Source organism: Nocardioides sp. Soil796, from assembly GCF_001429525.1.
Classification (GTDB): domain Bacteria; phylum Actinomycetota; class Actinomycetes; order Propionibacteriales; family Nocardioidaceae; genus Nocardioides.
The window spans coordinates 573,640-586,538 of record NZ_LMSQ01000019.1 but is presented as its reverse complement, the minus strand read 5'-3'; the positions used below and the strand labels follow the sequence as shown (position 1 = coordinate 586,538).

Genomic DNA, 12,899 nt, shown 5'->3' with positions numbered 1-12,899 from the left:
CCCCCACTCGGTCCCCATCCTTCATTCAAGAACTTCGGAAGAACGAGGAAAGCAGCCAAAGTGNGAGGTCAAGAAGCCGGAAACCATCAACTACCGCACCCTCAAGCCCGAGCGCGACGGACTCTTCTGCGAGAAGATCTTCGGCCCGACCCGGGACTGGGAGTGCTACTGCGGCAAGTACAAGCGGGTCCGCTTCAAGGGCATCATCTGCGAGCGGTGTGGCGTCGAGGTCACCCGTTCCAAGGTGCGTCGTGAGCGCATGGGCCACATCGAGCTCGCCGCTCCGGTCACCCACATCTGGTACTTCAAGGGCGTTCCGTCGCGCCTGGGCTACCTGCTCGACCTGGCCCCGAAGGACCTCGAGAAGGTCATCTACTTCGCGGCCTACATGATCACCGCCGTCGACGAGGACGCGCGTCACAACGACCTGTCCTCGCTCGAGGGCAAGGTCGACCTGGAGCGCAAGCGCCTCGAGGGTCGTCGCGACACCTCGATCAACGACCGCTCCAAGAAGCTCGAGGAAGACCTCGCCACCCTCGAGGCCGAGGGTGCCAAGGCCGACGCGCGCCGCAAGGTCCGCGACGGTGCCGAGCGTGAGATGAAGCAGCTGCGCGACCGTGCGCAGCGCGAGATCGACCGCCTCGACGAGGTCTGGAACACGTTCAAGACCCTGAAGGTCCAGGACCTCATGGGCGACGAGCTGCTCTACCGCGAGATGAAGACCTGGTTCGGCAAGTACTTCGAGGGCCACATGGGCGCCACGGCGATCCAGAAGCGCCTCCAGGACTTCGACATCGCCCAGGAGGTCGAGAACCTTCGCGAGACCATTGCCACCGGCAAGGGCCAGCGCAAGGTCCGCGCCCTCAAGCGCCTCAAGGTCGTCGACGCGTTCCGCAAGACCGGCAACCAGCCGATCGGCATGGTCCTCGACGCCGTTCCGGTCATCCCGCCGGACCTGCGCCCGATGGTCCAGCTCGACGGTGGCCGTTTCGCCACCTCCGACCTGAACGACCTCTACCGCCGGGTGATCAACCGGAACAACCGGCTCAAGCGCCTGCTCGACCTCGGTGCCCCGGAGATCATCGTCAACAACGAGAAGCGGATGCTCCAGGAGGCCGTCGACTCGCTGTTCGACAACGGCCGTCGTGGTCGTCCGGTGACCGGTCCGGGCAACCGCCCGCTCAAGTCGCTCTCCGACATGCTCAAGGGCAAGCAGGGTCGCTTCCGTCAGAACCTCCTCGGCAAGCGCGTGGACTACTCGGGCCGTTCGGTCATCGTGTCGGGTCCGCAGCTGAAGCTGCACCAGTGCGGTCTGCCCAAGCAGATGGCGCTGGAGCTCTTCAAGCCGTTCGTGATGAAGCGCCTCGTCGACCTGTCGCACGCGCAGAACATCAAGTCCGCCAAGCGCATGGTCGAGCGTTCGCGCCCGGTCGTGTGGGACGTCCTCGAAGAGGTCATCACCGAGCACCCGGTGCTGCTCAACCGTGCACCCACACTGCACCGCCTCGGCATCCAGGCCTTCGAGCCCCAGCTGATCGAGGGCAAGGCCATCCAGATCCACCCGCTCGTCTGCTCGGCCTTCAACGCCGACTTCGACGGTGACCAGATGGCGGTGCACCTGCCGCTGTCCGCCGAGGCCCAGGCCGAGGCGCGGATCCTGATGCTCTCGACCAACAACATCCTCAAGCCGTCGGACGGCCGTCCGGTGACCATGCCCACCCAGGACATGATCATCGGCCTGTTCTTCCTGACGACCGACCGTGACGGCCAGCCGGGCGAGGGTCGTGCCTTCTCCTCGCAGGCCGAGGCGATCATGGCCTTCGACCGCCTCGAGATCACGCTGCAGAGCAAGATCACGCTGCGGCTCGACGGCGTGTCCGTCGAGACCACGCTGGGTCGCTCGATCTTCAACGACGCGCTGCCGGCCGACTACGCCTTCGTGAACTACGAGGTGGGCAAGAAGCAGCTCGGCGTGATCGTCAACGACCTGGCCGAGCGCTACACCAAGGTCGAGGTGGCCGCGTCGCTCGACGCCCTCAAGGACACCGGTTTCCACTGGGCGACCCGCTCCGGTGTGACCGTCTCCATCGACGACGTCACCACGCCTGCCGACAAGGCCTCCATCCTGGAGGGCTACGAGACGCAGGCCGCCAAGGTGCAGACGCAGTTCGAGCGTGGTCTGGTCACCGACGACGAGCGTCGCCAGGAGCTCATCGAGATCTGGACCCAGGCCTCGAACGAAGTCGCCAAGGCGATGGAGAAGAACTTCGACCGGTCCAACCCGATCTACATGATGGTCGACTCGGGTGCCTCGGGAAACATGATGCAGATCCGTCAGGTCGCCGCCATGCGTGGCCTGGTGGCCAACCCGAAGGGTGACATCATCCCGCGGCCGATCAAGGCCAACTTCCGTGAGGGCCTCTCGGTCCTGGAGTACTTCATCTCCACCCACGGTGCCCGCAAGGGTCTGGCCGACACCGCGCTCCGCACCGCCGACTCGGGCTACCTGACCCGTCGTCTGGTGGACGTCTCGCAGGACGTCATCATCCGTGAGGACGACTGCGGCACCGAGCGCGGCCTGCCCAAGGTGATCGGCGAGAAGCTGTCCGACGGCACGGTCATCAAGCACGAGAACGCGGAGACCGCGGCGTACGCCCGCACCTCGGCCGGCGAGGTCACCCACCCGGAGTCCGGCGAGGTTCTCGCCGCCGCCGGTGAAGACCTCGGCGACGTCAAGATCGCGGAGCTGGTCGCGGCCGGCATCGTGGAGGTCAAGGTCCGCTCCGTGCTGACCTGTGACGCCCGCACCGGCACCTGCGCCAAGTGCTACGGCCGCTCGCTGGCCACCGGCAAGCTGGTCGACATCGGTGAGGCGGTCGGCATCATCGCCGCCCAGTCCATCGGTGAGCCCGGCACGCAGCTGACCATGCGTACCTTCCACACCGGTGGTGTGGCGTCGGCCGACGACATCACGCAGGGTCTGCCCCGCGTCGTGGAGCTCTTCGAGGCCCGGACCCCCAAGGGTCTGGCCCCGATCTCCGAGGTCGCCGGTCGTGTGGTCATCGAAGACGGTGACAAGGCCCGCAAGATCGTGGTCACGCCCGACGACGGTTCCGAGGTCATCGAGTACCCCGTCAGCCGCCGTTCGCGCCTGCTGGTCAGCGACGGCGACCACGTCGAGGTCGGCGACAAGTTCACCCAGGGAACGGAGGACCCCAAGGAGGTCCTGCGCATCCTCGGTGTCCGCCGTGCCCAGCAGCACCTGGTCGACGAGGTGCAGAACGTGTACCGCAGCCAGGGTGTGTCGATCCACGACAAGCACATCGAGATCATCGTGCGGCAGATGCTGCGCCGGGTCACGGTGCTCGAGTCCGGTGAGACCAACCTGCTGCCGTCCGACCTGGTCGACCGGGTCCGCTTCGAGGAGGAGAACCGCCGCGTTCTCTCCGAGGGTGGCAAGCCGGCTTCGGGTCGTCCCGAGCTGATGGGCATCACCAAGGCCTCGCTGGCCACGGAGTCGTGGCTCTCGGCGGCCTCCTTCCAGGAGACCACCCGAGTGCTCACCGACGCCGCGATCAACGGCCGCAGCGACTCGCTGCGTGGTCTCAAGGAGAACGTGATCATCGGAAAGCTGATCCCGGCGGGTACCGGCCTCGAGCGGTACCGCAACATCCGGGTGGAGCCCACCGAGGAGGCCCGCGCCGCGGCGTACTCGGTCTCCGGTTACGACAACTACGACTACGAGTTCGGTGGCACCGGCGGCCAGGCCGTCGCACTGGACGACTTCGACTTCGGTTCCTACCAGAACTGATCCGACGTAGTCAGCATCGAGGGCCCCAGCCGATCCGGCTGGGGCCCTCGTGGCATTTCTCCCTGTCCTGTGCTCAGGGCTGGTACGTCGTGGTGCCCTGCGCCGGATCGCCGTACAACGCCTCGCGGAGCGGGACCCGGCCGCCGTCGCGCTCGAGCGAGCGCTGGGTGCGGGCGATGACGCCGTCGCCGGGCCAGACGTGGGTGGCCATCAGGGCCAGCCCGATGGCGGCGCCGACGAGGTAGATCAGGAACCCGCCCTCGACCACCACGAACGCCAGCACCAGGGCGACCAGGATAGGTGCCTCGGCGAGCGCGAAACGCATCGTGGTTCCGGTGCGGAACGCGTCGAGACCGGTCGCAGCGGCCTCGGCGGATGGTGTGCTGGCGCTGATCGCGGGTGCCCGGTAGCCGAGGGTGAGGATCGCGCCGGCGGAGGCGACGCCGGCCGCCACGACAACGACCAGGGGCCAGGTCGCGTGGACGCTGAACGGCTCGTCGGTGAGGACGAACCACAGCGCAATCCCGATCCACAGCGGGGACATGACGAGGGCGCCGGCGAATATGCGCAACGAGGCGATGGGTGCGGTCATGACGACATCATGGCGCAGGTCGACCACCGGGAAACCTCACGTGTGGCAGGCTTCGCGCCATGAGCGACCGCATCCACGCAGCGGTCAACCTGCTGGGGCGTGGCGCGCTCCGGGCACTCGACGCACACGTGGAGTCACGGGGTGCCGCTCACCTGCCGACGTCGGGTCCGGTGCTGCTGGCCTGCACGCACGTGTCCTACCCGGACTTCGTGTTCGTGCAGAAGGGGGCCGTGGAGCGACGGCCCTACGTCCGGTTCATGTGCCGTCACGACGTGTGGAACGTGCCGTGGGCGGGGTGGTTCATGGAGAAGATGCAGCACGTCCCGGTGGACCGCACGGCGCCGGCCGGTGCGTACCTGCGGGCGCGGACACTGCTGCGCGCCGGTGAGGCGGTGTGCGCGTTTCCCGAGGCCGGCATCTCCTACTCCTACACGGTGCGACCCCTCATGCGCGGCGTCGCGTCACTCGCCCGGGAGACCGGTGCCGCGGTGGTCCCGGTGGCGCTGTGGGGGTCGCAGCGGATCTACTCGGTGGGCCGCCCCGTCGACGGCCGCGAGCCGCCTCCCGACTGGACGCGGGGACGGCGGGTCGACGTCTCGTTCGGCGAGCCCCTGACCGTGGCGCCGGGGGAGGACCTCACCGAGTGGACCCGCGGGCTGGGTGCCACGCTCACGTCGTTGCTCGAGGAGCTGCAACGGCTGCCGCACCACCGGCCGCGGCCGGGGGAGTACGCGCCCTGGTACCCCGCGCACCTGGGCGGTCATGCCCCCGACCGGGCCGAGGCGGCCCGGCTCGACGAGGTGCCGCGCAGCGCCGTGCGCCCCACCTGGGGCCCGATCGACCTGTCGTGAGTTCTGATCGACCCGTCGTTTGTTCTCGAAACTGGCGACAGGTCGATCGGAACTGGCGACGGGTCAGCGGGAACGGGCGCGCTGGATCGAGCCGATGGGATCGACGAACCAGGTGAGCCGGCGGGCCACCGGCGGGGCGGCCAGCACCAGGGCGATCAGCACGGCGACGCCGATGGTGAACCAGATCGTCCAGGAGCCGTGGTCGTCTGCCCACTCGGTGTAGTCGGCGTACTCGAGCCGGCGTACGAAGAAGCCGTGGAAGAGGTAGACCACGAGGGTGGCTGCGCCCATGTCAGTGAACCAGCTGCGCCCGCGCGGCACCAGCGACATCACCGCGAAGGTGCCGATCACGCCCAGCACGAGGATGCGGAAGCGGATCCACATCGCGTCGCCGGTGCTGATCCCGAAGCTGTCGTAGGGGTGGGAGTACCACAGCCAGCGCGAGGGCCAGGTGCCGTGCGAGACCAGCCACTCGGACGAGTGCCCGGCCAGCTGGTAGAGGCCCACGACCACGGCCAGGCCCAGGATCGGCGTGAACCGCCCCCGCACGCGCTGCAGGTCCTTCGAGCGGAGGTGCAGGCCGAGCACGAAGAACGGGAGGAACCCGATCGTGCGCTGCAGGTCGAGGTACGTCGTCCACTCGGCGTCCTGGGTGCCGATCGCCAGGCTGGCCACCACGCTCAACGGGATGGCCGACCAGTGCTTGACCAGGATCGGGGTGGCCATCCGCCACAGGAACGTGGCCGAGAGGTACCACATCGGCCAGTGCGGATCGAGCCACATCGTGGTCTCGGTGGTGTCGTGGTCGCCGTAGTGGTGCCGGAAGGTGAGCATCGCCCACTCGAAGATCAGATAGGGCACCACGATCGTGCAGAAGAGCGCCCACAGCTTGGGCCGGGTCCAGGCGAAGCTCCTGGAGAGGTAGCCGGTGACCAGGACGAACGCCGGGATGTGCCAGAAGTAGATGAAGTCGTAGAGCTGTGGGGTGCGCTCCTCATGGAGAACCAGCACCAACGCGTGGCCGATCACGACGACTGTCACCAGTGTCATCTTCACGTTGTCGAGCCAGGGATCGCGAGCCACCGACATACCGTAGACGACGCACTGAACCCACCGGATCGACGATCCACGTGAGCACACGGGCCACTGGTGGCGCGGCGAGGAACAGCGAGAGCGCGATGGCCGAGCCGATCACCGACGTCAGTGACAGCCACTGGTTGTCGAGGTAGGGCTCGACCCAGCCGCGGTAGTCGGCGTACCGGACGACGAAGCCGTGGAAGAGGTAGACCACCAGGGTTGAGGAGCCCATCGTGCTGATCACGGAGGCCCGGCGGGGGATCAGGGCCAGGACGCTGGCCAGGCCGAGGAGACCGATCGCCATCACCTTGGCGCGGATCACCATCGCGTCGCCGTCGCTGAAGCCGAGCGCCTCGTAGCCCTGGTCGTAGTAGAGGAACGCCGACCTCGCCCACTCGTCGGTGTGCGCGCTGAACCGGAAGATCCAGACCAGGGCGGCGAGGGCGAAGGGCTTGACCCACCACGCGGTGAGCAGCTTGAGGTGCTCACGCCTGAGGTGCAGGCCGAGCACGAAGAACGGCAGCAGGCCCAGGATGCGGGGCAGGCAGAAGATCAGCTCGTCGGACAGCCCGCCCAGCAGCGACACACCGACCGCGAGGGGGCAGGCGACCCAGTGCCTCTTGAGCAACGGCGTGGCGAGACGCCAGAAGAAGAGCACGCAGAGGTACCACATCGCCCAGTGCGGCTCGAGCCACATCGGCCCGTCCTCGGGCTGGTCGATCTCGCGGCGGAAGTAGAGCAGTGCCGGTTCGAACATCAGGTAGGGCAGCGCGATCGTGGTGAACAACGACGAGAAGTGCCGTCGGTCCCATTCGAAGCCCTTCGAGAGATGGCCGCTCAGCAGCACGAACGCGGGGATGTGCCAGTAGTAGATGAAGTCGTAGACCTGCAGGTCGAGAGCCGTGGCTCCGAGGAGGCCCAGCGAGTGCCCGATCACCACGAGGGTGACCAGGGTGAACTTGACGTTGTCGAGCCAGGGGTCGCGGGCCATTCGATTCACCGTAGCGAAACGAGCCGCTCGCGCAAGTCGAGGTGTCACACGACTACAGTCGGGCCACATGGGTCGACTTCCGAAACGTCAGCGTGTCGCGGCGTACGCCGTGATCCTCAGGGACGACCGCATCCTCCTCTCCCGCCTCGCCCCGCGCATCTCGAAGGCGCCGCTGTGGACGCTCCCCGGTGGTGGGCTCGATCACGGTGAGGACCCCCGCGAGGCGGTCGTCCGCGAGATCCACGAGGAGGCCGGGCTCGACGCAGTCGTCTCGGAGGAGGCCCGGGTCTACTCGCTGCACAACCCGAAGGCCACCCACGGCGAACGCCCGGCCGACTACCACGCGCTGCGCATCGTCTTCGAGGGCTGGGTGCCCACCGACGCACCCGAGCCGCACGTCGTCGAGGTCAACGGGTCGACCGTCGAGGCGGCCTGGGTGCCGCTGGCCGACGTACGCCGCGGGGTTGTCTCGGTGACCTCCCTCGTGCACGAGGCGCTCGCCGAGCACCGGCCGTTCCAGCTGCAGCGGGTCGCGGCGTACGCCGTGATCCGGCGCGCCGACACCGTGTTGCTGACCCGCCTCTCGGAGAGGGCCTTCCACACCGGCCACTGGACCCTCCCCGGAGGCGGCATCGACCACGGAGAGCGCCCGGCCGACGCCCTGGTCCGCGAGGTGCGGGAGGAGTGCGGCGTCGACTGCACGCCCGGCACGGTCCTCGACGTGCACGACGTCCAGTTCGGCGGGACCGCTCCGAGCGGCCGCCACGAGGACTTCCACGGCATCCACCTCATCTTCGACGCGACCGTCGCCGCCGACGCAGAACCCCGGGTGGTCGAGGTCGACGGCACCACCGACCGGGTGGCCTGGGTGCCGGTCGCCGACGTCGAGTCCGGTGCCGTCCCGGTGCTCGACGTCGTGCGCCACGCCTTGTCGCTCGACCGTTAGGTTGGCTGCATGACGGAGACGGTCTTCACCTACGGCGCACCAGGGCTCAAGTTCGGCCGCGGGGCGTCCGCGGAGATCGGCCACGACCTCGCGACGTACGACGCGCGCCGGGTCCTGCTGGTCACCGATCCCGGCGTGGCCGCCACCGGTCACCCGGCCCGCATCGCCGAACAGATCGCGGCCACGGGCATCGAGGTGGTCGTCTTCGAGGACGCCCACGTCGAGCCGACCGACGAGAGCCTGGCCGGTGCCGTCGAGTTCGGCCGGTCCGAGGGTCCGTTCGACGCGTACGTCGCGGTCGGCGGCGGGTCGGCCATCGACACCGCCAAGGCGGTCAACCTCCTGGGCACCAACGAGGGCGAGCTGATGGACTACATCAACGCGCCGGTCGGTCGCGCCCTCGCCCCTGAACATGCCCTGAAGCCGCTGGTCGCCGTACCCACCACCACCGGCACCGGCAGCGAGAGCACCACGATCTGCGTGCTCGACGTGCTGTCGCTGAAGGTGAAGACCGGCATCAGCCACCCGCGGCTGCGGCCCACCCTGGCCGTCGTCGACCCCGACCTGACCATGACCCAGCCCGCGATGGTGACCGCCGCGGCGGGCATGGACATCCTCTGCCACGCGCTCGAGAGCTACACCGCGCGCTGGTTCGCCGACTTCCCGGCCAAGCAGGCCAGCGAGCGGGTGCCCTACTGCGGGGCGAACCCGATCGCGGACATGTGGTCGGAGAAGGCGCTGTCCCTGTTGGCCGGCGCGTTCCGGGCCGCCGTGCGCGACGGCTCCGACGCCCCCGCGCGTGAGCAGATGGCCCTGGCTGCGACGTTCGCCGGCATGGGCTTCGGCAACGCCGGGGTGCACATCCCGCACGCCAACGCCTATCCGATCGCCGGCCGGGTGCGCGACTACCGCCCGGCGGGCTACCCGCAGGACGAGGCGATGGTGCCGCACGGCATGGCGGTCTCGCTCACTGCTCCCGAGGCGTTCCGGTTCACCTTCGACGCCGCACCCGAGCGCCACCTGCACGCCGCGCGACTGCTCGACCCGGCGTCGTCCGCCGCGGACTCGCCGGCCCTGCTGCCCGACGTGCTCACCGCGCTGATGCGCGACATCGGCCTGCCCAGCGGCCTCGCGGAGGTCGGGTACGCCGACGGCGACGTCGACGATCTCGTCGCGGGCGCCCTCAAGCAGCAGCGACTCCTGGCCACGGCTCCCCGTGAGGTCACCGGGGACGACCTCGCCGGCGTCTTCCGGAACTCCATGGAGCACTGGTGATCTGGTTCTTCAGACTGAGCGTGCTGGCCTACTTCGCCTCGGTGGCACTCGCCGCCGTGAGGTATCCCGACGAGGTTCCCGTGCACTTCGACGTGAACGGCAACGCAGACGCCTTCCAGGGCCGCGGGATCGCCGTGCTGTCGATGGCCGTGATCGGTCTGGTCCTCACCGGTCTACTCGGGCTGTGCCTGCACCACTTCCCCCGCGCCTCCCTGAAGCACATCAACGTGCCGCACAAGTCCTTCTGGTTGCAGCCGCAGAACACCGACACGTTGCGCCGGATGCTCCGCAACGACCTGGCCTGGATCGGTGGCTGTGTGATGACGTTGATGACCGTGATGCTGCTGATCACGGTCAAGGTCGCCGACGACCCGCAGCCGTCCCTGGGCACCGTGGGGGTCATTGCCCTTGTCGTGTTCCTCGTCGCCGTCGGCGGCCACATCATCCTGATGTACACCAGGCGCTACCGGCCGCCGCGGCCTTGAGGGAGACCGGATGAACGACGTGCTGGCCGGTCTCCGCCGGCGGGGCGTGACCGACGTGTCCGACTCGACCCTGGACCGCGCTCTCTACTCCTCCGACGCCTCGCTCTACCGGGTGGTCCCGCAGGCCGTCGTACGACCCCGCCACCCTGACGAGCTGGCCGCCGTCCTCGAGGTCGCGCGCGAGGCCGGCACTTCGGTGACCATGCGTGGGGCCGGTACGTCGATCGCCGGCAACGCCGTGGGGCCGGGCATCGTCGTCGACACGTCGCGCCACCTCAACCGGATCATCACCGTCGATGCGGAGGCCCGTACGGCCCACGTGCAGCCGGGCGTCGTGCACGCCCAGCTGCAGCGCCGGTTGGCGCCTCTCGGGCTGCGCTACGGCCCCGACCCGTCGACCCACACCCGCTGCACGATCGGCGGCATGCTCGGCAACAACGCCTGCGGCTCCCGGGCACTGGGCTTCGGGCGTACGTCGGACAACGTGGCCGGCCTCGACGTGGTCTTCGGCACCGGCGAGGCAGTCACGACTGCGCCCTCCAACACCGTGCGTGCCAGTGCCGTCGGAGCAGACCTCTTCGCGTTGGTGGACGCGTCGATGGCCCACGTGCGCACGGAGTTCGGCAGGTTCGGACGCCAGGTCAGTGGCTACTCGCTCGAGCACCTGCTGCCCGAGAAGGGGCGCCGACTCGATCGCTTCCTGGTCGGCTCGGAGGGCACCCTCGCGCTGATCGCCTCGGCCACCGTCGAGCTGGTGCCCGAGCCGGCGAGCACGGTCCTGGTGGCACTGGGCTATCCCTCGATGGTCGAGGCCGCCGACGTCGTGCCGGCGATCCTCGCCGCCGGTGGCCGGTCGCTGGTCGCCTGCGAGGGCCTCGACGCGCGCATCGTCGACGTGGTGAGGGCGTCGGGACGTCCGGTCCCCGACCTGCCGCGGGGAGCCGGCTGGTTGTTCGTCGAGGTCAGTGCCGCGTCGTCAGGTGAGGCCGAATCCCTTGCCGGGTTGGTGATTCGCGCCGCCGACGCCCTCGACCACCGCGTCGTCACCGCGCCGCCGGAACAGGCCGCCCTGTGGCGGATCCGCGAGGACGGCGCCGGCCTGGCTGCGCGCAGCCTCGGCCGGCCGGCGTACTCGGGATGGGAGGACGCCGCCGTGCCGCCCGAGCACCTGGGCGCCTGGTTGCGCGACTTCGAGGAGCTGCTGCGCGCGCACGGGCTCGACGGCGTGCCCTACGGCCACTTCGGCGACGGCTGCGTGCACGTGCGGATCGACTTCGAGTTCGACGACGGGGGAGCGCGCTTCCGGTCGTTCCTCACCGACTGCGCGACGGCGCTGCGCCGTTACGGTGGCTCGCTCAGCGGTGAGCACGGCGACGGGCGGGCCCGCTCCGAGCTGCTGCCGATGATGTACGACGAGCACTCGATCGCACTCTTCATCGCGGCGAAGCGAATCTGCGATCCCGACAACCTGCTCAACCCCGGAGTGCTGGTCGACCCGGCACCTGTCGACGCCGATCTCCGGCCGGGTCGCCCGGTCGCCCCGGTGCGTCCGCTGCTCGCGCTGGCGCACGACGGCGGGTCCCTGGGCAACGCGGTGCACCGGTGCACCGGCGTCGGCAAGTGCCTGGCCGACAACACCGGACCGGGCGGCGTGATGTGCCCGTCGTACACGGCGACGAGGGACGAGAAGGACTCGACCAGGGGCCGCGCCCGGGTGCTGCAGGAGGCGCTCGACGGGTCGCTGGTGGACGGGCTGGCGGACCCGGCGGTCTCCGAGGCGCTGGACCTCTGCCTGTCCTGCAAGGGATGTGCCCGCGACTGCCCGACTGGTGTCGACATGGCGACCTACAAGTCGGAGGTCCTCCACCAGCAGTTCAAGGGGAAGCGCCGGCCGCGCAGCCACTACACGCTGGGTCGCCTTCCACGGTGGGCGCGACTCGCGTCGCGGGCCGCGCCGGCGCTCAACGCGTCGCTGCGGGTCAAGCCGCTGGCCAACCTGGCCCGCGCCGTCGCCGGCATGGACCAACGGCGCGGCCTCCCGACCTTCGCCCGGTCGTCGCTGCGTCGCCTGACCCGGGCGAAGGAGGCCGCTGCCCCCGACGTGTGGCTCTGGGCCGACTCGTTCACCGACCACTTCTCACCCGAATCCGGGCTGGCCGCGATGCGTGTGCTGAGCGCCGCCGGCCTGCGGGTACGGGTCATCGACGAGACCGCCTGCTGCGGCCTGACCTGGATCACCACCGGCCAGCTCGACGCGGCCCGCACGATCGTGGCGCGCGCCGTCTCGACGCTGCACCCCTACGTCGCGTCAGGGGTTCCGGTGATCGGGCTCGAGCCGTCCTGCCTGGCCTCCTTGCGCAGCGACGCGACCGAGCTGGTGCCCGGTGAGCGCACGACCGCGGTGGCAGGTGGCGTGCGGACCCTGGCCGAGTTCCTCACCTCGATCGACTGGACGCCGCCCGACCTGACCGGCGTCGAGGTCGTCGCCCAACCGCACTGCCACCACGCGTCCGTGCTCGGATGGGAGGCCGACGAGGCCCTGTTGCGCCGGGCGGGCGCCACCGTCACGAGGTTGGGCGGCTGTTGTGGCCTGGCCGGCAACTTCGGCGTGGAACGCGGTCACTACGAGGTGTCGGTGGCCGTGGCCGAGCACACGCTGCTGCCCGCCGTACGCGCTGCGGGTCCGGAGGCGGTGGTCCTGGCCGACGGCATGTCGTGCCGGGTGCAGCTCGACGACCTGGCCGGCGTGCGCGCCCTGCACCTGGCCGAGCTGCTCGCGGGGGCGCGGACGTAGGATCTGGGCATGAATCCCCGCTACCGCCGTCTTGTCATCCCTGTGGCGCTGGTGGGGCTGCTGCTCGTCGTCGTCGT

9 protein-coding genes are annotated in these 12,899 nt (G+C 69.4%); 6 read left to right on the top strand and 3 right to left on the bottom strand.

Going from position 1 to position 12,899, the window contains the following annotated elements:
• Positions 1 to 64: 64 nt before the first annotated feature.
• Positions 65 to 3,811, top strand: a 3,747-nt coding sequence (locus ASH02_RS19945; RefSeq protein ID WP_156409826.1) for a DNA-directed RNA polymerase subunit beta', incomplete at its 5' end; no start/stop codon positions are given.
• Between the two features lie 73 nt (positions 3,812 to 3,884).
• Here ASH02_RS19945 and ASH02_RS19940 read toward each other — a convergent pair.
• Positions 3,885 to 4,403 (bottom strand): hypothetical protein, encoded by a 519-nt coding sequence (locus tag ASH02_RS19940; protein ID WP_156393650.1) that lies wholly within the window; start codon positions 4,401 to 4,403, stop codon positions 3,885 to 3,887.
• A gap of 59 nt (positions 4,404 to 4,462) precedes the next feature.
• On the opposite strand from ASH02_RS19940, the gene ASH02_RS19935 reads away from it, so the two are divergent.
• Entirely contained in the window at positions 4,463 to 5,254 is a 792-nt protein-coding gene (locus ASH02_RS19935) for a lysophospholipid acyltransferase family protein (RefSeq protein ID WP_057295360.1), read from the top strand.
• Positions 5,255 to 5,317: 63 nt separating this feature from the next.
• On the opposite strand, the gene ASH02_RS19930 is transcribed toward ASH02_RS19935, so the two are convergent.
• Together ASH02_RS19930 and ASH02_RS26215 are read right to left on the bottom strand one after the other, a co-directional pair.
• A complete protein-coding gene (locus ASH02_RS19930; protein WP_162262608.1) occupies positions 5,318 to 6,295 on the bottom strand; it encodes an acyltransferase family protein in 978 nt (325 codons plus the stop codon).
• Positions 6,249 to 7,322 carry an acyltransferase family protein gene (locus ASH02_RS26215; RefSeq protein ID WP_057295358.1) on the bottom strand — a complete coding sequence of 358 codons (1,074 nt, stop codon included), beginning with the start codon at positions 7,320 to 7,322 and terminating at the stop codon, positions 6,249 to 6,251. Before ASH02_RS26215 ends, ASH02_RS19930 begins: the two co-directional genes overlap by 47 nt.
• Before the next feature lie 67 nt (positions 7,323 to 7,389).
• Between ASH02_RS26215 and ASH02_RS19920 the strand changes: the two genes are divergently transcribed.
• Genes ASH02_RS19920 through ASH02_RS19905 form a run of 4 tightly spaced genes read left to right on the top strand, consistent with a single transcriptional unit; the run spans position 7,390 to position 12,822 of the window.
• Entirely contained in the window at positions 7,390 to 8,268 is an 879-nt protein-coding gene (locus ASH02_RS19920) for an NUDIX domain-containing protein (protein ID WP_057295357.1), read from the top strand.
• A gap of 9 nt (positions 8,269 to 8,277) precedes the next feature.
• Positions 8,278 to 9,543, top strand: coding sequence for a hydroxyacid-oxoacid transhydrogenase (locus ASH02_RS19915; protein WP_056891868.1), 1,266 nt, complete (start codon positions 8,278 to 8,280; stop codon positions 9,541 to 9,543).
• Positions 9,540 to 10,028, top strand: coding sequence for a DUF1648 domain-containing protein (locus ASH02_RS19910; RefSeq protein ID WP_057295356.1), 489 nt, complete (start codon positions 9,540 to 9,542; stop codon positions 10,026 to 10,028). The genes ASH02_RS19915 and ASH02_RS19910 overlap by 4 nt, the downstream gene beginning before the upstream one ends.
• Positions 10,029 to 10,038: 10 nt before the next feature.
• Positions 10,039 to 12,822 carry an FAD-binding and (Fe-S)-binding domain-containing protein gene (locus ASH02_RS19905; RefSeq protein WP_057295355.1) on the top strand — a complete coding sequence of 928 codons (2,784 nt, stop codon included), beginning with the start codon at positions 10,039 to 10,041 and terminating at the stop codon, positions 12,820 to 12,822.
• Positions 12,823 to 12,899: the final 77 nt, after the last annotated feature.